The following is a 21,108-nucleotide window of genomic DNA, read 5'->3' on the forward strand; positions in this document are numbered from 1 at the left end:
TATTCGGAAAACTCTATGTTTTATTGTTAGTTTGCTATTTACAGAATAGAATTTTATAATTTTACCGTCTAAACGAAATTATATATGCCCGAAACTACAATACGTGCAACCAGTAAATTTAATACCGCTGAGCTAAGTTTTGATGATTTCAAAAAAATTGTAATTAATGATTATCGTATTGGTTATGAAAGCCGACAGGCCAGTATTATAGGCAGGAGAGAGGTTTTAACAGGCAAGGCTAAGTTTGGCATATTTGGCGATGGTAAGGAAGTTGCTCAGTTAGCTATGGCTAAGGCATTTCGTGCCGGGGATTGGCGCGCGGGATATTACCGTGATCAAACTTTTATGTTTGCTACGGGCATGAGTAATTTGAAAGAGTTTTTTGCTCAGTTATATGCTAATCCGGATATTGAGAAAGATCCTGCATCAGCAGGAAGGCAAATGAATTGCCATTATGCTACCAGATTTATTAATGCAGACGGCAGCTGGGTTAACCAGGCCGAAACCATGAACTGTTCTTCTGATATTTCAACCACGGGCGGCCATATGCCTCGTTTACTTGGCCTGGCCTATGCATCAAAATTATACCGTCAAAATAAAGAATTGGAGTACCTTAACCAGTTTTCTGTAAGCGGTAATGAAGTTGCCTTTGGTTCTATCGGTAATGGGTCAACTTCTGAAGGGTTGTTTTTCGAAACATTCAATGCTGCAGGTGTACTGCAGGTACCTATGGCCATCTCTGTTTGGGATGATGCCTATGCTATTTCGGTACCTGCCAAGTTACAAACTACCAAGGAAGATATTTCAGAGATATTAAAAGGTTTTCAGCGTGAAAAGGATACAAATGGGTATGAAATATTTAAGGTAAAGGGCTGGGATTATATAGCACTTTGCGAAACCTATGAACGTGCTATTGCTATTTGCCGTGAACAGCATGTGCCGGTATTGATTCACGTTGTGGAGATGACACAGCCTCAGGGGCACTCTACCTCAGGCTCACATGAGCGTTATAAAACCAAAGAGCGCCTGGCCTGGGAAGATGAGCATGATTGTTTGCTTAAAATGCGTGAGTGGATGATAGCATCGGCAATTTCAACAGAAGAGGAACTTCATGAACTGGAGAATGACGCTAAAAAATATGTTCGTGAGTGTCAGCGTGAGGCCGCGGCCGAATTGTTGGATATAGTTAAAGCCGAACTATTAGAAGCTGCTCAATTAATTGATAACGTGGCCCACCAGGTTACGGTGAAAGACGAGATCCTGAGTATATCATCTGCACTCCGTTCAAGCTATGATGCCGGCAGGAAAGATGTAATTTCTGCTATTCGTAAAACCTTAAGGCTCACTGTTCGAGATAACGTGCCTGAAAGGCAAACTTTACTAAATTGGCTGAATGCCGAATTGGTTAAAAATAACGAAAGGTTTAACTCAAAATTATTTTCAGAAACTCCTCAATCGCCATTAAATGTGCCTGTTGTGCCTGTTATATACGATGAGGATGCACGTATTTTAGATGGCCGCGAGGTGCTGAACGCCTGCTTCGATGCGAACTTTGACCGCGATAAAAGCATTGTAGCTTTTGGTGAAGACGTTGGTGCTATTGGTGATGTTAATCAAGGCTTTGCCGGGCTTCAAAGTAAATATGGTGATTTGCGTATCACCGATACCGGTATACGTGAAACTACTATAATAGGACAAGGCATGGGCTTGGCCATGCGTGGCTTAAGGCCAATTGCCGAGATCCAATATCTTGACTATTTGATATATGCCATGACCGTTTTGTGCGATGATATAGCAAGTTTAAGCTATCGTACCCGTGGCGGTCAAAAGGCTCCATTGATCATTCGTACCAGGGGGCACAGGCTTGAGGGTATATGGCATTCAGGGTCACCAATGGGGCTCATTGTAAATTCTATGCGTGGTTTCCATATATGCGTACCACGTAATATGACACAGGCTGCCGGTATGTATAATACTTTATTAAGAGGAGATGAGCCGGCCATAGTTATCGAAAGCCTGAATGGATATCGCCTGAAAGAAAAATTGCCTGCCAATGTTGGCGAATTTACCGTTCCACTTGGTAAGGCCGAAGTATTGAAAGAAGGTGCAGACGTTACCGTTGTTTCATATGGTTCAACCTTGCGCCTGGTATTGGAGGCTGCCGAAGAGTTGGAAACAATGGGGATCCATATCGAAGTAGTTGATCCGCAAACATTATATCCATTTGACTTAGAGAATGTTTGCGGTAGCTCATTAAAGAAAACAAACAAATTGCTCGTTATTGATGAGGATGTACCCGGAGCAGCCTCAGCTTATATCACTCAAAAAATCATTGAGGCCGAAAATGGTTACTATTCACTTGACGCGCAACCACGGACATTAACCGCCAAAGAACACCGCCCGCCTTATGGCTCTGATGGCGATTATTTTAGCAAACCATCAGTAGATGATATTATCGAAGCTGTGTATGCTATTATGAACGAAGCTAATCCTTCAAAATATCCTGCAATTTTTTAATTGCGGGATATTTAACTTATCTGCTTTTCTATAAGCATAATATATCCCGATACTTGTTTTTTTGCCTGATAAGGTTTCACTTTTCTGAATATATAACAACATGGATTCTATTGCATTTACCACCATATCAAACATTATCAAAACCCGTCGTTCGGTTAAACCGGCTGTGATGAATGGCCACAAAATACCAAACGGACACATAGCGGCATTGCTTGAGTTGGCCGATTGGGCACCAACTCATGGGTATACCGAGCCATGGCGTTTCACAGTTTATGAAACCCCTTCTGAATTTTGCAGGCAGCATGCCGAGATATATAAGCAGGGAGTTGATGCTGAAAGCTTTAATGAAACTACTTACAACAATCTGCAACACCAGGGCGATAAGGTATCTCACGTAATTGTAGCAACCATGAAGCGTGGTGATTTGCCTAAAATACCACCGTTTGAGGAAATTGCTGCTGTTTCAAGCGCTATTCAAAATATTTTACTTGGCGCTACCGCTTTAAATATGGCTTCGTTCTGGAGTACCGGCGGTGCTATTTTAAAACCGGGTATGAAGGATTTTTTACAACTAAGAGAGGAAGACAATGTGCTTGGCGTACTCTATTTAGGATATGCAGATCAGCATCCGGAAGGCAAAAGAAACACTCCGCTTGAAGAGAAGATTGTGTGGGTTAAATAATAAACGTAACTTTTTTCCGTTTTTTATCGTAAAACAGCACTTTAATTGTTTTTATTTAAAAATATTTTCATTTTAATTGAATTATATATTGAAGATATTTTTGATTAAATAAAATATTATATATTAGTAATTGATCGGTTCCTAATCCGGTCAGTTGCTTTTAAGCCTGTTACTAATTTAACTTATTGATTAAACTTAACTCAAACACAAGTATGAGGAAACATTTTTGGTGCGTTACATTGGCGGTAGTATTGTTATCGGGAACGGTTGTTAGTTGGAGATCCGCAGGTGCAAACAAATCAGATGGGAACGTTAATTCAACCCTAAATGCAAAAGAATTATTTAACCAGTATGTGAATAATTTATACCAAACGGCTGGTCTACAACAGTCGGGTTTAGCTTTTGATGTATTTGAAAAAGCCGTTACAGGCTATACCAATTTAAGACTTGCACATAAATTACCGGTAAATAGCGAAGTATTAACTGTTGTTGATTTTACCAAATCAAGCAGGGAAAAACGCATGTGGATAGTTGATCTGATAACCAAACAGCTATTGTTAAATACATGGGTAGCCCACGGACAAGGCAGTGGTGAAGAAATGGCCGATCACTTTTCGGACAGGAATGATTCGCATCAAAGCAGTTTAGGCTTTTATTTAACTGATAATATTTATATGGGTAAACATGGTCGCTCGTTACGTTTAGATGGCATGGATCCAGGCTTTAACGGCAACGCACGCATGCGCGATATTGTGATTCATGCTGCAAGTTATGTTAGCCAGGCAGCCATTGATCATAAAGGCTATGTTGGGCGTAGTTTTGGTTGTCCCGCCGTATCGCCAAAGGTTGTAAACCAGGTGATCAATACTATAAAGGGAAAAACAGTTTTCTTTATAAATGGTAATGACCAAAGCTATAGTTCAAGTTACCTTGATGAAACAGGTCCTTTAAACTTTATTGCTGCCGATACAACTGCTTTTGATCTGGCCAGACTTTAAGATATAGCGTTAAAACAAAAAAGCCCGATGAAAATCGGGCTTTTTTGTTTTATAGATTACTATTCAGCATTTTTAAATGAGCATATAGCACAATATCTAAACCATATACGTCCTTCCGGTACTGAAGTGTCCCGGCATCATCAGCCCAGCAGGTTACATAGGTTATATATATCGGTGTTTTTTTAGGTAGTGCTATATTGGTAGGTTCAGGGTTATCTTCGTGCATATCTTTAGATATGGTATCAAAGTCTTCACCTTCACCAAAAAGATTTTTTGCAAGTCCTTCAGGATCTCCCAGACGCACACAACCATGACTTACGGCGCGCATAGTATGCCTAAAAGCTTCTTTTGCAGGAGTATCATGTAAATAAACACTGCTTTTGTTTTTAAACAGGAACTTTATCTTCCCTAAAGAATTATCTTCTCCCGGACGCTGCTTAAAATCATAATCCAGGTTGTCCTTTGTTACCTTCGACCAATCAATTGATTCCGGATCTTCAATTTTTAAGCCATCCTTATAAACATCAATATTCTTATTCGATAAATAGTATGGGTCATCTGCAGCCTCAATAATGATCTCTTTAGTGGCAATACTTCGGGGAATGTTCCACATTGGATTTACTTCGACACTATGTATAACGCTGCTGAGCTGTGGAGTTTCCCGTGGGAATGGTTTATCATACCGGTCACTATCGGCATAGGATATCAAACTACTATGGTAATCTTTGTTACGACCTTCGCCAACGCAAACCTTCATGTTTAAAACAGATTTACCACTATCAATTACATCTAATTTAAAATCAGGAATGTTTACTACAACGTATTTGGTTTCTTTGGGTTTATTCTTCCAGCGCAGGCGTTCGAGGTTAACTAAAAAATAACGTCTGCTTTCTTCTTTCGATAAACCTTCTAAAACGGTATTATTAAAAAAAGCCTTTTGCAGGGCTTTATATTGAGGGTCGGTGGGTTGAATACTGTCCAGAAAGCCTTTGAAACTTGTTGCCTTTAAGGCATCTCTCATGCTTATACTATCAGGCCTTTTTGTAGCTGAAAAATAACGGGAATATATCTTACGCGGATTCACAACCCCGTATTGCAAGGCGTTTGAATATTTTATTATTGAGCTTGCGGTCAATAACTCTAATTCGGCAAGATCATGATAGGCTTCTTCAACTGTCTTTATTCCGTTTTTGTCGCGAAGCTTAGCAACCAGAGCCCTTATAGCTTCTGCATGGTAAGGCTTTTTATCAAGCCCATGCTCACCAATTTTATCATAATATTCAGGTAAAACATCAAGGTCACCATTAAATAAATGGTTAAGCACTAACGTCGGCTGATAATCATTTGATTGAAAATAAGCTTCAATCACTGGTTCATTTGCAATTTTTGTCTTTTGAGCTAATATTTCATTTTTTAGTGCAAGGGCAAGAGTATCCGGATCAATATCCTGGAAAATTTTGTTTTGAGTGCTTTTGAAAAGCTGATCAGCTATTTCAGAGTGCTTTTTTTTACAGCTTTGAAAAACAAACAGGATAACAAAAAAGCCACATAATAGAGGAAAAATTGAGGCTTTTTTTGTAGAGGTAAAGATCATGTTATTTGTATAGTTAAATATAGCTTTTGCTTAGCAATCGCCATACCATAAAGCAAATTGATTTTATTTAATTTTGAAAACAGACAATTTATCGCACTGCAAGCAATTGAAGATGTTAAGTTTGATATAAACCTTAGCTTGATTATAAACGTTGATTGCCCTCATTTTTTAGAACGGGCAAATATATCTGCTTAAATTGGGTATTTACAAAGAATTGATAACTATTACGGATAACGGTAGAAATGACAATGAATAATAAGCCTGAGGTTTGGCTGCGCGGACCTTTAAAAAATATACCTGCTTTGTTACAGCCTGTGGCTCACGCGCTTTTACAGGCACGGGAAGAATTAAATGAACTAATGAATGATTTTCCAGATGCTTTATTGTGGCAAAAAGTTGCAGATATGGCATCGCCGGCGTTTCATTTGCAGCATATGGCAGGGGTGCTTAACAGGCTTTTTACCTATGCAAATGGGGAAGGACTTACGGATTATCAATTAGGTTATTTGAAACAAGAAGGGCAGCCCCAGGAAAACATAAAGAGTGCCGATCTTGTACATCATTTTAATCTGCAGGTTGAGAGCGCTATGCAGCAGTTATCAGAGGCTGATGAAAATATTTTAACGCAAGCCCGTGAAGTTGGCAGATCAAAGTTGCCATCAACGGCTTTAGGTTTATATGTTCATTCGGCCGAACATACTATGCGCCATTTAGGGCAGCTTTTAGTTACTGTAAAAGTTTTAAAGGAGCTTACTTAGGTTAAATAATTTTTTCAGAAATTATAGCAGCTGGCTTGCTTGTACGTGTAACGGCTTTAAGAATCAGGTAACCTGCTGATGAAAATATACACACCCCGGTAAGTACCCACCAAAGCAAATTGAAACCTCCGTGCGCTATGATCTGGCTACCCACGGCAGGCGCGATTATTTGAGCGGCCGACCACGACATGCTGTATAACGCGGCATATTCGCCCCGATTGTAATTGGTTGTACGGCTTATCCAATAAGAGTTCATGAACGGCATACTCAATATTTCACCTAATGTAATAAGGCTCACTATAACTATGGCTGCCCAGGCACTATGAGGTAACACGTTTAACAACGCGAAACTGCTTGCTGCCACAATAATGCCAGCGCTTATATAGGTGAGCGGATTTCTTCTCCCTTCTAAATTATGGATCAGGATCATTTCTATAAGAACGATTAAAATGCCGTTGAGCGCTAATAAAAAGCCAATAAAGCGCTCGTTAAAATGCCACTGTACCTTATAAAAAACAGGTTGCATAATAAAAAACTGAAAGAAACAGGTTCCAAAAAGAGTGCTCAATACAATGAATATCAAATATGCACCATCTTTATATGCCGATGCGGATTTGATAATATCTCCGGTGCTTTTAACTGCTTTAATGATTTTTGAACGAGGCATTAACTTCAGCAATAAAAGGGCGGCAAAAATATTGGTGCAGCCGTCAACCCAAAAAAGTAAGTGGTAATTGAATGAGGCCAGAAAGCCTCCCAAACCGCCGCCAAAGGCCCAGCCCAGGTTTGTTGCCAGTCTGTTTAATGAATAGGAACGTGTTTTGTTTTCATCATTACTATAATGAGCTATAGCCGTTGAATTGGCCGGACGAAATGATTCATTACAGATGCTTAAAATGAATGTCCCTATACTTACGCTTAAAAAGGTATGCTGATAACCTAATATGAGGAATAATATACCACCGGTTAACAGTGCGCCGACCTGAATATCATAAAAACCGATTCTGTCAGTTAATTTCCCGCCGATGAATGCACCTGTTATTGCACCAATACCAAAAAATGCCATCACCCAGCCCGATTGTACAATTGTAAAGTGCAACTGCTGAATGGTGTAAATACTCATAAAAGGCACAACCATAGTACCGCTCCGGTTAATAAACATAACCAGGCTTAGATACCAGCTGCCTTTTGAGAGTCCGCTATAGGCTTTTTTATATAATTGGAAAAAGGAGGTTAACATGCATTACAAAGATAATTATATGCCTAATGCTTAAAGCGAAAAAGCCCAAAGCTTTTTACAGGCTTTGGGCTTTTTTTAAATGCAGATATACTTTAGTTCAACTCTAACGTCACTACAGATTTTGCAGGTAAGGTAACTACGAGCTTTTCACCATCCTTTTTGGCCCCGGTGAAATTGCTGAGGTGTATTTTGTTAGGATCATTGAACGTATTTACGTTAGTAACATTGGCCGACGTTAAAACCTGGCCGCTGGCAGTTGTCCACTTAATATCTTTAAAGCTTGTTGTTATAGTTACCGGCTTGTGGATATCTAAATTAACTAATGAAATGTGCACTTTACCCGCAGCATCCTGTGAGGCAGAAGCGTTTACCGCTGGTATCTTTTTTCCATCAACTTCATAATCAGGTGCATCCAGCTTTACAGGCAAATATTTAGCATCCTGGTGCACTTTGTACATATCAAATATGTGATAGGTAGGGGTAAGGATCATTTTTTCCTTATCAGTTAATATTAATGCCTGTAGCACGTTAATAGTTTGCGCAAGGGCAGCCATTTTAACTCGATCACTATGATTATTAAAAATATTGAGGGTTGTGGCAGCTATCAGGGCATCGCGCAAACTGTTTTGCTGATACAAAAAGCCCGGATTAGTTCCCGGTTCCGGGTCTGTCCACACGCCCCATTCATCAACCACCAATGCCACATGTTTCTCAGGATCATACTTATCCATTATGGCCGAATGCTTGGTAACCAACTCTTCCATTTTAAGGCAATTAACCATGGTATTGAAATATTCCTGTTCGGTAAATTCCGTAGCCGAACCCTTTTTGCCCCAATGGCCGGTTGGTATGGTATAGTAATGCAGCGATAGGCCGTACATCATGTGCAGCGGAATGTTTTTCATACAAACCTCAGTCCAGTTATAATCATCAGAGTTGGGTCCGCTGGCTATTTTTTTGAGTTTTGCTCCGGGATAGTCCTTAGCAAAGGAAGCATAACGCCTAAACTGATCGGCATAAAACTGAGGTGTCATATTACCGCCGCAGCCCCAACTCTCATTCCCCACACCCCAAAAAGTAACTTTATAAGGTTCTTTATGTCCGTTTTTTATGCGTGTTTGTACCACGGTGCTGGTACTGTTTGAGTTAAGGTATTCTATCCATTTTGACATTTCATCAACTGTGCCGCTGCCCACATTGCCCGCTATATAAGGTTCGCAATTAAGCAGGCTGCAAAGCTCCAGAAATTCATGTGTGCCAAAGCTGTTATCTTCGGTAACGCCACCCCAGTTGGTATTAACCATGCGGGGGCGCTGTGCTGTTGGGCCAATGCCGTCGCGCCAGTGATATTCGTCGGCAAAACAGCCGCCGGGCCAGCGCAGATTAGGGATCTTTATTTTTTTAAGTGCGTCAACAATATCAAGCCTGATGCGATCCTGTTTTTTTACCGGTAAATTTTTATCTACCCAAAAGCCATCATAAATACCATGGCCCAAATGCTCGGCAAACTGACCGTAAATGTGTTTGCTGATGGTAGTTTTTGAATCGTTGCTAACGGTGAGGGTTGCTGTTTGGCCCAGGCAAATTGCCTGAATAAGGCAAAGCGCCAAAACACCCGGATAAAAAAGCAGGTTCCTTTTCATGAAAATTTTGGTTAGTAATTAGTTATGTAAATAAAGGAAAAAAAATTAATAAGTGTACAAACAACAAATATTAATTAGTAAAAAAGCTTTATTTACAGAGGGAAGATATGAAAGAAGCAAATTTTTCATTGCCATAATCGGCCGCACCCGTATGTCGATATACAATCTGTCCGCGTTTATTGAAAACCAGTGTGGTAGGGATGGTGCCATCCATTATTTCAGTGGAAACATTGCCGGCAAGTGTATACATGGGCAGGTTAAGGTTGTGTTTTTGCATGAAGGTTAGGGCTTTATTATGGTCGTTATCCACATCCACAATTATAAAAACTACTTCCGGATTATTCTTAAACCGGTCATAAAGCTGATTAACCGAAGGCATTTCGGCAATGCATGGAGGGCACCAGGTGGCCCAAAAGTTCACAAATATTACCTTGTTTCTTAAATCGGCTGTATTAATTGTTTGTCCTTTTGAATCCCGAAAGGTAATGTTAACAGGATTAGCTTTTGGTTTAGATTCCGCTACAGGTATATCAGGTTGGAATAAGCCGATATTCATGAGCCCCCTGATCAATAAACCCTTGGCTGTTGGGTTAATTAACATAATTAGAATAACAACCATGAATAATCCGTATAAAATATTTCCGGTGGTAAATTTCTTATTGATCATTTATATACGATTAACAACCTGTTTACAGCAGATTAGTAAAAATCAAGAATGCTAAATTATCACTTTAATAAAAGCAAGAGAAATGTTATATAAATGGATATGCTGTTTGTTTTTTTGAATCTGGCGCATATATTTACGTAGATTATAATCCTGTTTATTAATATGTTTTGCTAAACTAAAATGGCGTATTATCATTAAATCTTCAATTATTTAATTCTTGCTGATTTAGTAAATGCGATATTTTTAATTCATGTTATACTTTCAATAGGCTGCCGAATTATTGGTGCTGAGGCTTTTGAAGTTAAATGATAGTAAGTCAATTATATACAATGATAATTTTATTAAATGCAGACCTTTATTTACAATAACCCTAATGCCTTATATGCATAAACCTTTACTACTGAATTTGTACAGATATTTATTCTTTTTAACCGGCTTTTTAGCTTTTTCGCTACGCGCACATGCCCAAACAGAAACCGATGCGCTCATGATCCCCAAAAATTACTTTTGTGCTGCTGCTCTGTATACGCACAACAGCTGGGATCATTATTGGGAAGGCACATTTAAACGGGATAATCTTAACCTGGGTACCGTGAGCTCAAATGTTTACAGCCTTGGAGGCAACTATGGTTTATCAAACCGTATTAATCTGTTATTTATGGTGCCATATGTAACAACCAATGCTTCTGCCGGAACATTAAGGGGGCAACAAAATTTTCAGGATCTTAGTGCCGCTATTAAATGGATGGCTATAAAAGAGGAGATAGGCACGGGCTTATTCAGCTTTCATGCCATCTTATCCGGATCAATCCCGTTAAGTAATTACCAGGCCGATTTTTTGCCTTTGTCGATCGGTTTGCATAGCAAGAACGTGGCCTTACGCGGCCTGCTTAACTACCAAACGGGCAGATTTTTTGTAGCAGGAGCCGGGCAATACCTTCGCCGGAGCAATATTACTATCGACAGAAACTCTTATTACACCACAGAAATGCATTACACTAACGAGGTGCAAATGCCTAATGTAACCAACTTCCTGGTAAGCTCGGGCTACCGCAGTTTAAAATTTAATGCCGAGGCTGTATTGACAAAAACAACTACTATTGGCGGTTTTGATATCCGTAAAAATGATATGCCGTTTCCGAGCAACAAAATGAACGCTACTACAGCCGGTGTAATTTTAAAATACAGCTTTCAATCAATCAGCGGTCTGGAGTTAACCGGCGGCAGGAATTATGTGCTTGATGGCCGTAATGTTGGGCAAACCCGCAGCTTTTTTGCTGGTGTTTATTATGTTTTCAGTACCAAAAAAGAAAAATAAATGCCGATTGAATTATTTAATGACCTTCAATATGAAAAGAAACTTACTACATATAATTCCTGTCACCTTATTTTTTGGGGTTGCCATCTTGGGTACGTCCTGCAAAAAAGATATTGTTGACCGTACCACCTTATACCCATCTCTTGCACCAACCAATATCGATTTGAATGCCGATACCTGGAAGCCTATATTGTTAACCAATCTTAACACGTTAACAGTGGCTGTGCCTGATGCCGTAACCTCGCCGGCTTACATTGCTGATATTAACGAGATCAAGGCTTTGCAAAAAAATCTGACCGATGACCAGAAGGCATCCATAAAATACTGGAGCGCAGGTTCGGTATTGAGATGGAACGAGATACTGCGCCAATTGGTAGCCAAACACAACGTAGCGCCTTATCAAAACCCGGATGGTACATATCCCGCGCCTAACTCGGCCAATCCGTTTAATTATCCGGAATTTCCGTTTTCCAATCCGCCTTATGCGGCAAGGGCGTATGCTTATGTAAGTGCTACGCAGTATGATGCGCTGGTTGCGGCATGGTATTTTAAAAATCAATACAAACGTACCGCCCCCTATAAGAATGACTCAGGCGTACAGGAGCTGGTTCCGGCTTCTGAACTACCATCATACCCAAGTGAAGATGCGGTAGTGGAAGGTGCTACGGTTGAGATTATGAAGCTCTTATTCCCAACTGAAATTGCCTTTATTCAGCAAAAAGCCGACGAGGTAAAACTATACCGGATCATGGCGGGAGCAAATACCCGCGGCGAAATGAACGCAGGTGAGGCTTTAGGCAAGCAGGTAGCGGCGGTATTTGCCAATCGTGCCCGTAATGACCGCGCTGGTAAAGCCATTGGTACACCTGATATATGGAAAGGTTTTGAAACCACGGCGCTTAGTAAAGGCGAGCAATTCTGGATCAGTTTGGAAACGCCTAAACGCCCGCCCATGCTGCCATTGTTTTCAAAGGTTTTACCGTTTTTGTTTGATACACTTACCGTTGTAGCCATCAGGCCGCCGGCACCGTATTTAACCAATTCGCCTGAGTTTAAAAAAGAGACCGAAGAAGTACTTTCATTTAGCAAGAACCGCACTCGTGAACATGAGGAACAAGTTGCCTTTTGGGCAGATGGCATCGGCACTTACACCCCGACAGGACATTGGAACGCCATTGCAGCCGATGAATTTGTAAAGGAAAAATACAGCGAAGTACGATGGGCCCGCAACTTTGCGTTATTAAATATGGCCGAAATGGATGCTGCAATCGTATGCTGGGATACCAAATACTTTTATTTTAATCAGCGTCCGTCGCAAGCCAACCCTACAATAAAAACGTTAACAGGAGTACCTAATTTTCCGGCTTATACATCGGGGCACTCTAATTTCAGCGGGGCTGCGGCAACAGTGTTAACGTATTTATTGCCAGGCAGGGGTACAAAATTTACCGATCTGGCAAATGCGGCTGCCATGTCAAGGCTATACGGTGCAATACATTACCGGAGCGATTGCGAGGTAGGTTTGGTTACAGGCAACAAAGTTGGCCAGTATGCCATTCAAAGGGCTAAAACAGATGGGGCAGATAATAAATAACAGAAGTATTGTTTTAATAGAATGTCGCGTTTAACTACTGATCAAAAAATATATTTTACGCTAAGGCTCGCGGTAGCCATGTGTTTTATAGGGCATGGCGCGTTTGGTATTATCACCAAACCCATTTGGTGCAATTACTTTGCAGTGTTTGGTATTGGTAAAAATGATGCCTACACCCTGATGCCCATTGTAGGAACCATTGATATAATGATGGGTATCTCAATGCTGGTTTATCCAACCCGCGCTATTGCTGCATGGTTGGTTGTTTGGGGTATAGCTACAGCCTCCATGCGGCCATTATCAGGCGAACCTTTTGCCGAGTTTATTGAACGCGCTGGCAATTTTGGTGCTCCACTGGTGCTTTTGCTGGTTCAGGGAGGAGCAAAAATACCCTTTAAGCAATGGTTTAAACGCATGGATGATCAGGTTACTATCTCGCCGGCTTCATTAAGAACTATAATCAGCTGCCTGAAAATATTCGCGTTTTTGCTATTGGCCGGACATGGCTGGCTCAATTTTATTGAAAAGGCAGGTTTGGTAAATCAATATCATGCCTTAGGTTTTGCCAACCCAGCCAAAACCGCGCAAATGATTGGGGTATTGGAAATCATGGCTGCTATATCTATACTTATCAGGCCATATAAAAACCTGTTATTGGTATTAGTAATCTGGAAAGTTGCCAGTGAGTTGTTTTATCCTCATTATGAAGTGTTTGAGTGGATAGAGCGGGGTGGTAGTTATGGCGTGCTGCTGGCTTTATGGTTCGCGTTAAAACGGTCGCCATCGGCTGTAACAACATTCGCTGTAAATTAATCAGCGTGAGTTTTATCAGTTTAAATATTCATTATCAATAAGTAAACGCCGGGAGCATAAAGTCCCGGCGTTTTGTTTATTATTTATGGTTTAATCTTTATAATTTTACCTTCATGAACACTCCAGAAGAAAACTTTGCAGCGCTGGGTTTAAACCTGCCACCTGCACCAAAACCGCTTGGCGTTTATAAACCATGTTTAGTTGATGGCAAATATCTATACCTCTCGGGTCACGGACCGGTACAGGATGATGCCTCATTAATTATTGGCCGTATCGGCGATACCGTTTCGCAGGAAGACGGCAAGCTGGCCGCGCAACAGGTTGCTTTAACCATGCTGGCTACTATAAAAGCCAATATCGGCAGCTTTGATAAAATTAAAAGGGTAATAAAAGTTTTAGGTATGGTTAACTGTACACCTGATTTTGAAAAACATCCTTTTATCATTAACGGAGCCAGCGAACTTTTTGCCAAAATATGGGGTGAAGAGAACGGTATCGGCGTACGCAGCGCGGTTGGTATGGGTTCGTTACCTGATAATATCCCGGTTGAGATTGAGGCTTTATTTGAATTAGCCTAATTATAGTTGCAGAAGTTTTGAGTTATGAGTTTTGAGCTATTTGTAATTTAGATAAACTATTTGATAAACTCATAACCCAAAACTTATTACTCATTACTTGTCCCCAAATGAACTGGTTTACAATTGATAACATGGATAAGCTGGATACCCCGGCTTTGGTTGTTTATCCGGATAGGGTAAAGGCAAATATCGATCTGCTTAAAACTATGATTGATGATGTTGCTCGCTTGCGTCCCCATGTAAAAACCTATAAGAATAGGGAAGTTACCCTGTTATTGATGGCTGCTGGCATCAACAAGTTTAAATGTGCCACTATTGCCGAAGCCGAATTGCTGGCCACCTGTAAAGCGCCTGATGTGTTGTTGGCCTACCAGCCGGTTGGCCCTAAGCTGTACAGGTTTATTAAATTGATCCATGCCTTTCCCGGCACAAAGTTTTCGTGCCTGGTTGATAATGCTATTGCTGCCAAGGAAATATCGGATGCCGCTATAACTTATAAGATCAGGATCAACGTTTATATAGATCTCAATGTAGGTATGAACCGAACAGGCATCAAACCGGGCTTTGAGGCTTTGCAGTTGTACATGGATTGCGCTGTACTGGCCGGAGTAAATCCTGTTGGCTTGCACGCGTATGATGGCCACATTCATGATGTTGACCTGAAAACACGCGAAGAGCGTTGTGATGCCAGCTTTGAGCCCGTGCTAAAGTTACAGCAGGATATAACTCAAAAAGGATACCCTGAACCAATTATTGTTGCAGGCGGATCGCCAACCTTTCCAATTCACGCGAAAAGAAAAGTGGTTGAATGTAGCCCCGGGACTTTTGTTTATTGGGATAAAGGCTATGAGCTGGGTATACCCGAGCAGGAGTTTTTACCCGCCGCGTTGGTTATAAGCCGTGTAATATCGCTGCCCGGCGATACTAAACTTTGTTTGGATGTAGGGCATAAATCCGTATCGGCCGAGAATGAGCTAAGCAAACGCATTTACTTTCTAAATGCACCAGAGCTTGTACCCGTAGGGCAAAGCGAAGAACATTTGGTGGTAGAGGCAGGTAAAGATCATGGCTACCAGATAGGTGATGTGCTATATGGTATACCTCATCATGTATGCCCAACTGTTGCTTTATATGAGCGTGCTTATATAATTGAAAATAAAGAACTTAATGGCGAGTGGTTGAATGCCGCACGCGATCGTAAAATAACTATCTGATATGTTGATAATAGATGCCCATCTTGACCTGAGCATGAACGCTTTGGAGTGGAACCGTGATCTTACCCGTCCACTTTCTGAAATTAACCAACGCGAAGAAGGACTTACCGATAAGCCTGACCGTGCCATGGCCGTAGTTAGTTTACCAGAGCTGCGCAAAGGTAATATTGGTTTGGTAGTTGCCACACAGATTGGGCGTTACGTAGCGCCTGATAATCCGTTGCCGGGCTGGCATTCGCCTGAGCAGGCCTGGGCACAAACCCAGGGCCAGGTAGCATGGTACAAAGCTATGGAGGATACCGGCGAAATGGTACAGGTAAATGACCTGTCATCGCTGGAGAAACATCTGCAACTTTGGAACGATGGGCAGCCTGCAGATAAAAAGCCCATAGGTTATATACTGAGTTTGGAAGGGGCGGATTCTATTGTAACGGTTCAACATTTGGAGCGTGCCTATAATTATGGGCTGCGCGCTGTTGGCCCTGCCCATTACGGCCCCGGCAGATATGCCCAGGGAACGGATGCCACAGGATATATGGGTCCAAAAGGTCATGAGTTGCTGAAGGAAATGGAGCGCCTGAATATTATTTTAGATGCCACCCATTTATGCGATGATAGTTTTTGGGAGGCTTTAGATCATTTTAACGGCCATGTATGGGCAAGCCACAACAACTGTCGCGCGCTGGTGAACCACAACCGTCAATACAGTGATGAAATGATTAAAGCCTTGATTGATCATGGTGCTGTAATTGGTGCCGCGCTTGATGCCTGGATGATGGTACCTAACTGGGTTAGGGGGCAATCAACACCAAGGGGAATGAACTGTAATCTGGAAGTGATGGTTGATCATATCGACCACATCTGCCAGATAGCAGGTAATGCGCTCCACATAGGCATGGGCTCCGACCTTGATGGTGCTTTCGGCCGTGAGCAATGCCCGTATGATCTGGAAACCATTGCCAATCTGCAAAAAGTACCCGATCTGCTCAAAAAACGAGGTTACACCGATCAGGATATTGAAAACATGATGCACGGTAACTGGCTAAGGTTTTTAAGAAAAGCCTGGGCATAAAAGCGTTACCCAAGCCTCTCCAAAGTAGAGGGCTTTAAAGTGCATTTCTTAAAATCTCCCCCCTTGGGGGAGATTTTAAGGGAGCTTTTGCTTCGCCCGCTCGTGATTGCTTCGTCGTTCCTCCTCGCAATGACAAATTTAACGCTCCCGCACCTCAAACCCGCATCAATACCCCAACTCCACAAACTATTCTTCATACTCATGTAAAACAAACCATGCATTTGTTTAACTTTCCTTAATAAAACATACTTTGCGTGTACTTACTAAAAGCGGCATGTTGATGCAAGGATTTATACAATGAATGCAGAACAATCAAGGTTAAAAGATTCGAGTTGGAAAAAGTGGGGGCCCTACGTGAGCGACCGCCAATGGGGTACGGTGCGCGAAGATTATAGCGCCAATGGCGATGCCTGGAGTTTTACCACCCATGATATGGCCCGCAGCAGAACCTACCGCTGGGGCGAGGAAGCTATAGCCGGTATTTGTGACAGACAGCAATTGCTTTGTTTTGGCCTGGCGCTGTGGAATAAAAAGGACCCGATTATCAAGGAGCGGTATTTTGGACTTAGTAACCCCGAAGGTAATCATGGGGAAGATGTAAAAGAGCTTTATTATTACCTGGATAGCACACCTACACATTCGTACATGAAAATGCTGTACAAATATCCGCAACATGCATTTCCGTATGAGTGGCTGGTTAATGAAAATAAACACCGTACCCGTCAGGACCCGGAATTTGAGCTGATTGATACCGGCATATTCAATAAAGATGAATATTTTGATGTTTTTACCGAATACGCTAAAAATGATCAGGACGATATCCTGATCAAAATAACTATACATAACCGAGCCGATACGGATGCTGCCTTAAATGTAATGCCAACGCTTTGGTTTCGTAATACCTGGAGTTGGGGTTATAAGGATGATAAACCCTCAATGGCCGCAAATGCCCAAAACCGTATACAAATATCCCATAAAGATCTTGAGCCAATGTGGCTGCATACGGAGGGAGACTGCAGCCTGCTGTTTTGCGAAAATGAAACCAATACCAATCGTTTTTATCATTACGATTCAGGTAACAAGTTTTATAAGGATGGCATAAATGATCATGTAGTTCATGGAGCCGAATCTGTTAATCCACGAAAAACAGGTACCAAGGCAGCCGTTAACTATGATATAACAATAGGGGCCAAACAAAGCGTCACACTTCGTTTGCGTTTATCGCCCGATGCCAATTACAGCTTTGAGGATTTTGATTCGATATTTAAAACCCGCATTATAGAAGCCGATGAGTTTTATGCCGATGTGGTGAGCCCAACTCAAAACCCTGATCGTAGTTTAATTCAGCGGCAGGCTTTTGCGGGGATGCTATGGAACAAACAATTTTATTATTCAGACATCCGCCACTGGCTCAGCGGTGATCCGGGGCAGCCCAAACCACCCGAACAGCGAAAGAATGCCCGCAACAGTAAATGGATGCATCTGAATACCCGCGATATTATATCCATGCCCGATAAATGGGAATATCCATGGTTTGCGGCCTGGGACCTTGCTTTCCATTGTTTACCGCTGGCACGTGTTGATATGGCCTTTGCCAAAAATCAGCTTATATTACTTACCCGCGACTGGTATATGCACCCGAACGGGCAACTGCCGGCCTATGAATGGGATTTTAGCGATGGCAACCCGCCTGTACATGCCATGGTAGTATGGAGCGTTTACAAAACAGACAAAGAAGCCAACGATGGTAAGGGTGACCTTTACTTTTTAGAGCGCATATTCCATAAACTCATGCTCAACTTTACCTGGTGGGTAAACCGCAAGGATGCACAGGGTAATAATGTTTTTGAAGGGGGATTTCTTGGTTTGGATAATATAGGAGTGTTTGACAGGAATACGCAATTGCCTATGGGCCAGCACCTGGAACAAGCCGACGGCACCAGCTGGATGGCCATGTATTCGTTAAACCTGCTGCGTATTGCTACCGAACTGGCCGAAAAGGATAAGGCATATGCCGATATAGCATCAAAGTTTTTTGAGCACTTTATTTACATTGTTGGAGCTATATCAAACCTGGGTGAAAATAATGAGGGGCTTTGGGATGATGAAGATGGCTTTTTTTACGATCAGCTTCGTTTTCCGGACAATGGCTCGGTAAAAATGAAGGTGCGCAGCATAGTGGGGCTTATCCCGTTGTTTGCTACCGAGGTATTAAATGAAAGTGATATAACCGATAGCCCGATATTCCGGGACCGGATGAAATGGTTCTCTGATAACCGGCCCGATCTCGCCAGCCTGGTTTCGCGCTGGAACGAACGCAGTGCTGATGGAAAGCACCTGATCAGCTTATTACGTGGATTCAGGATGAAATCGATACTGAAATACATGCTTGATGAAAAGGAATTTTTGAGCGATTATGGTATCCGTTCGCTATCAAAATATCACCTCGAAAATCCTTATCATGTAGATGTTAATGGCATGAGCTTTGGCATTAAATACACACCTGCCGAAAGTGATAGCGGTTTATTTGGGGGTAACAGTAACTGGCGGGGGCCAATCTGGATGCCTATTAATTACCTCATTATTGATAGCCTGCACAAATTTTACGAGTACTATGGCGATGGCTTTAAGGTAGAGTGCCCAACAGGATCAGGTAATTATATGAATTTGAAGGATGTATCCAATGAGCTTTACCGCCGTGTGTCCAAGCTGTTTTTAAGGGATGAAAATGGTAAGCGCCCGGTATTTGGCGACTACGAAAAACTGCAAACAGATCCGAACTTTAAAGATTACATACTCTTTTACGAGTTTTTCGATGGCGATAACGGTCGGGGGGCAGGCGCCTCGCACCAAACCGGGTGGACGGGCTTAATTGCCAACTGCCTGTACATTTCATAGTCTTAGCGGCTTAGCCGTAAATTTTTTGTATATTTATAATACGCAACAGCCGGGCTTCTCAAATAGGGAAGTCCTGCTGTTTTGGTAAAAGGACAAACAACCCAGAGTATGTTGTTTTGAAATAATATATTGATTGTTAATTTGTTATAACTTATTAAAGTTTAAATTACCTATCAAAAATGGCTAAAAAGAGAGTTTTTTGAATTAAAACGGCATGTTTTCGTGATTTTCGCTGAATTTTCAACCGATTTTGATGCTGATTTGTGTTAAAATAAAATTTTAAAAAGTTTTCCTGATCTATTCTCTAAACAAATTCGATCTGCATTTCTAATAATTTTTCAACTTCAGATTTTTACAGATTCTAATTGGTTAAAATCTTCCAAAAAAATTAATGTGTAAAAAAGACACAATTAAATTGATTTCCTGAAAAAAAATTATTTAGATTTACTGTACCACTTATTAAACAAAAAATATCAGCATGAATTACAACAGGAGAAAGTTTATTCAAAGCGCTGGTGCGCTGGCACTTGGAGGATTAGCCTTATCTGGAAAAGCAGGTACCTTACTTAATAATCTAAAGCCCGGTCACGCGGTAGGGCTGCAACTATTCACCTTCTTTGGCGTTATCGATGAAGATGTAAAAGGCACCCTAACCAAAATTGCAGGCCTTGGCTATAAAGAGCTTGAATCGGCATTTAGTAAAAAAGGAGGCTTTTACGGAATGAGCCCTAAGGATTTTAAAGCCACTGTAAATGATCTGGGCATGTCCTGGACCTCACATCACGTGCTGGGGGCTCCATTCAAACTTCCTCCGGGATCAAAAATGCCACTTGATGCCGATGGCAAACCTATGGTAATACCACCTCTAAAAAACTTGCGGGATAATATGCAGGAATTGGTTGATTCTGTGGCAGAAGGCGGTGTAAAATATCTGGTATGTGCCAATTCGCCCACTGCTACGCTTGATGAAATAAAATCAACCATAGAAGTACTGAATAAAACAGGGGAGGCCGCTAAAAAAGTGGGTATCCAGTTCGCTTACCATAATCATGATATGGAGTTTCACCCGGTGGATGGCAAAGTACCCTACGATCTGTTATTGAGCGAAACTGATCCTAAAAATGTAAAAATGGAGCTTGACCTGGCCTGGGCTATCAAGGGAGGCCAAAATCCGGTTGAAATGTTTAAAAAACACCCTGGCCGTTTCCCATTATGGCACGTGAAAGATCTGGACGCCAGCCGGGAGAATATATTGCCTGTAGGTAGCGGCACTCTTGACTTTAAACCCATTTTCGCTGCTGCAGCTTCTGCCGGTATGCAACACTTTTTTGTGGAGCATGATATGCCTAAAGATGCCCTGGCAAGTATTACCAGCAGTATAGGATATTTGAAAAATACACTGAACGTGTAAGGGTTCATGATTTCACTTGTTTATTGGTTTTTAAAGGAATCAATGAACAAGTGAACCTCTTAATAATTCCATAACATCGCTCAATTTTGATTTAACAGCCGCTTTAGCTAT

Annotated in this window: 16 protein-coding genes; 12 read left to right on the plus strand and 4 right to left on the minus strand. The window is 41.5% G+C overall.

The genetic code is table 11. From position 1 onward, the window contains the following. Positions 1 to 84 precede the first annotated feature (84 nt). From QWZ01_RS05735 to QWZ01_RS05745, 3 genes are all read left to right on the plus strand, one after another. Positions 85 to 2,517 carry an alpha-ketoacid dehydrogenase subunit alpha/beta gene (locus QWZ01_RS05735; RefSeq protein WP_290322320.1) on the plus strand — a complete coding sequence of 811 codons (2,433 nt, stop codon included), beginning with the start codon at positions 85 to 87 and terminating at the stop codon, positions 2,515 to 2,517. Positions 2,518 to 2,617: 100 nt separating this feature from the next. Continuing rightward, positions 2,618 to 3,199: a nitroreductase family protein gene (locus QWZ01_RS05740; RefSeq protein WP_290322321.1), complete on the plus strand. Its 582-nt coding sequence runs from the start codon at positions 2,618 to 2,620 to the stop codon at positions 3,197 to 3,199. A gap of 212 nt (positions 3,200 to 3,411) precedes the next feature. Continuing rightward, positions 3,412 to 4,197: a murein L,D-transpeptidase catalytic domain family protein gene (locus tag QWZ01_RS05745; RefSeq protein WP_290322322.1), complete on the plus strand. Its 786-nt coding sequence runs from the start codon at positions 3,412 to 3,414 to the stop codon at positions 4,195 to 4,197. Between the two features lie 49 nt (positions 4,198 to 4,246). On the opposite strand, the gene QWZ01_RS05750 is transcribed toward QWZ01_RS05745, so the two are convergent. After that, positions 4,247 to 5,791 (minus strand): L,D-transpeptidase family protein, encoded by a 1,545-nt coding sequence (locus QWZ01_RS05750; RefSeq protein WP_290322323.1) that lies wholly within the window; start codon positions 5,789 to 5,791, stop codon positions 4,247 to 4,249. Between the two features lie 248 nt (positions 5,792 to 6,039). Here QWZ01_RS05750 and QWZ01_RS05755 point away from each other — a divergent pair, with 248 nt between their 5' ends. After that, positions 6,040 to 6,549, plus strand: a complete 510-nt coding sequence (locus QWZ01_RS05755; RefSeq protein WP_290322324.1) for a DinB family protein — start codon at positions 6,040 to 6,042, stop codon at positions 6,547 to 6,549. Between the two features lies 1 nt (position 6,550). Here the strand turns inward: QWZ01_RS05755 and QWZ01_RS05760 are convergent, their stop codons facing one another. The 3 genes from QWZ01_RS05760 to QWZ01_RS05770 form a co-directional block, all read right to left on the minus strand. After that, entirely contained in the window at positions 6,551 to 7,789 is a 1,239-nt protein-coding gene (locus tag QWZ01_RS05760; RefSeq protein WP_290322325.1) for an MFS transporter, read from the minus strand. A 92-nt stretch (positions 7,790 to 7,881) separates the two neighbouring features. Further along, positions 7,882 to 9,432 carry an alpha-N-arabinofuranosidase gene (locus tag QWZ01_RS05765; protein WP_290322326.1) on the minus strand — a complete coding sequence of 517 codons (1,551 nt, stop codon included), beginning with the start codon at positions 9,430 to 9,432 and terminating at the stop codon, positions 7,882 to 7,884. Positions 9,433 to 9,520: 88 nt separating this feature from the next. After that, positions 9,521 to 10,099 carry a TlpA family protein disulfide reductase gene (locus QWZ01_RS05770; RefSeq protein ID WP_290322327.1) on the minus strand — a complete coding sequence of 193 codons (579 nt, stop codon included), beginning with the start codon at positions 10,097 to 10,099 and terminating at the stop codon, positions 9,521 to 9,523. Positions 10,100 to 10,481: 382 nt separating this feature from the next. Between QWZ01_RS05770 and QWZ01_RS05775 the strand changes: the two genes are divergently transcribed. The 8 genes from QWZ01_RS05775 to QWZ01_RS05810 all read left to right on the plus strand — a co-directional run bounded on the left by QWZ01_RS05775 (position 10,482) and on the right by QWZ01_RS05810 (position 20,997). Beyond that, complete coding sequence (locus QWZ01_RS05775) at positions 10,482 to 11,417, plus strand: hypothetical protein (protein WP_290322328.1); 936 nt, start codon at positions 10,482 to 10,484, stop codon at positions 11,415 to 11,417. Positions 11,418 to 11,448: 31 nt separating this feature from the next. Beyond that, positions 11,449 to 13,011 carry a vanadium-dependent haloperoxidase gene (locus QWZ01_RS05780; protein WP_290322329.1) on the plus strand — a complete coding sequence of 521 codons (1,563 nt, stop codon included), beginning with the start codon at positions 11,449 to 11,451 and terminating at the stop codon, positions 13,009 to 13,011. A 21-nt stretch (positions 13,012 to 13,032) separates the two neighbouring features. Then, positions 13,033 to 13,824: a hypothetical protein gene (locus QWZ01_RS05785; protein ID WP_290322331.1), complete on the plus strand. Its 792-nt coding sequence runs from the start codon at positions 13,033 to 13,035 to the stop codon at positions 13,822 to 13,824. A 113-nt stretch (positions 13,825 to 13,937) separates the two neighbouring features. Then, positions 13,938 to 14,402: a RidA family protein gene (locus QWZ01_RS05790; RefSeq protein WP_290322332.1), complete on the plus strand. Its 465-nt coding sequence runs from the start codon at positions 13,938 to 13,940 to the stop codon at positions 14,400 to 14,402. 107 nt (positions 14,403 to 14,509) lie between these two features. Next, positions 14,510 to 15,616, plus strand: a complete 1,107-nt coding sequence (locus tag QWZ01_RS05795; RefSeq protein ID WP_290322333.1) for a D-TA family PLP-dependent enzyme — start codon at positions 14,510 to 14,512, stop codon at positions 15,614 to 15,616. 1 nt (position 15,617) lies between these two features. Continuing rightward, on the plus strand, positions 15,618 to 16,688 hold the full coding sequence (locus tag QWZ01_RS05800; RefSeq protein ID WP_290322334.1) for a dipeptidase: 1,071 nt from the start codon (positions 15,618 to 15,620) through the stop codon (positions 16,686 to 16,688). 297 nt (positions 16,689 to 16,985) lie between these two features. Further along, positions 16,986 to 19,586, plus strand: coding sequence for an MGH1-like glycoside hydrolase domain-containing protein (locus QWZ01_RS05805; RefSeq protein ID WP_290322335.1), 2,601 nt, complete (start codon positions 16,986 to 16,988; stop codon positions 19,584 to 19,586). Positions 19,587 to 20,064: 478 nt separating this feature from the next. Next, the gene (locus QWZ01_RS05810; protein ID WP_290322336.1) at positions 20,065 to 20,997 is read left to right on the plus strand and encodes a sugar phosphate isomerase/epimerase family protein; all 933 of its coding nucleotides are present in this window, start codon (positions 20,065 to 20,067) and stop codon (positions 20,995 to 20,997) included. The last annotated feature ends 111 nt before the right edge of the window (positions 20,998 to 21,108 follow it).

The sequence above is a fragment of the Mucilaginibacter aquaedulcis genome (assembly GCF_030409325.1).
Taxonomy (GTDB): Bacteria; Bacteroidota; Bacteroidia; order Sphingobacteriales; family Sphingobacteriaceae; genus Mucilaginibacter; species Mucilaginibacter aquaedulcis.

Bases quoted from the DNA above. Each gene is read 5' to 3' on its own strand.
- QWZ01_RS05735 (WP_290322320.1), top strand. From the start codon at position 85: ATGCCCGAAACTACAATACGTGCAACCAGTAAATTTAATACCGCTGAG.
- QWZ01_RS05740 (WP_290322321.1), top strand. From the start codon at position 2,618: ATGGATTCTATTGCATTTACCACCATATCAAACATTATCAAAACCCGT.
- QWZ01_RS05745 (WP_290322322.1), top strand. From the start codon at position 3,412: ATGAGGAAACATTTTTGGTGCGTTACATTGGCGGTAGTATTGTTATCG.
- QWZ01_RS05750 (WP_290322323.1), bottom strand. From the start codon at position 5,791: ATGATCTTTACCTCTACAAAAAAAGCCTCAATTTTTCCTCTATTATGT.
- QWZ01_RS05755 (WP_290322324.1), top strand. From the start codon at position 6,040: ATGAATAATAAGCCTGAGGTTTGGCTGCGCGGACCTTTAAAAAATATA.
- QWZ01_RS05760 (WP_290322325.1), bottom strand. From the start codon at position 7,789: ATGTTAACCTCCTTTTTCCAATTATATAAAAAAGCCTATAGCGGACTC.
- QWZ01_RS05765 (WP_290322326.1), bottom strand. From the start codon at position 9,432: ATGAAAAGGAACCTGCTTTTTTATCCGGGTGTTTTGGCGCTTTGCCTT.
- QWZ01_RS05770 (WP_290322327.1), bottom strand. From the start codon at position 10,099: ATGATCAATAAGAAATTTACCACCGGAAATATTTTATACGGATTATTC.
- QWZ01_RS05775 (WP_290322328.1), top strand. From the start codon at position 10,482: ATGCATAAACCTTTACTACTGAATTTGTACAGATATTTATTCTTTTTA.
- QWZ01_RS05780 (WP_290322329.1), top strand. From the start codon at position 11,449: ATGAAAAGAAACTTACTACATATAATTCCTGTCACCTTATTTTTTGGG.
- QWZ01_RS05785 (WP_290322331.1), top strand. From the start codon at position 13,033: ATGTCGCGTTTAACTACTGATCAAAAAATATATTTTACGCTAAGGCTC.
- QWZ01_RS05790 (WP_290322332.1), top strand. From the start codon at position 13,938: ATGAACACTCCAGAAGAAAACTTTGCAGCGCTGGGTTTAAACCTGCCA.
- QWZ01_RS05795 (WP_290322333.1), top strand. From the start codon at position 14,510: ATGAACTGGTTTACAATTGATAACATGGATAAGCTGGATACCCCGGCT.
- QWZ01_RS05800 (WP_290322334.1), top strand. From the start codon at position 15,618: ATGTTGATAATAGATGCCCATCTTGACCTGAGCATGAACGCTTTGGAG.
- QWZ01_RS05805 (WP_290322335.1), top strand. From the start codon at position 16,986: ATGAATGCAGAACAATCAAGGTTAAAAGATTCGAGTTGGAAAAAGTGG.
- QWZ01_RS05810 (WP_290322336.1), top strand. From the start codon at position 20,065: ATGAATTACAACAGGAGAAAGTTTATTCAAAGCGCTGGTGCGCTGGCA.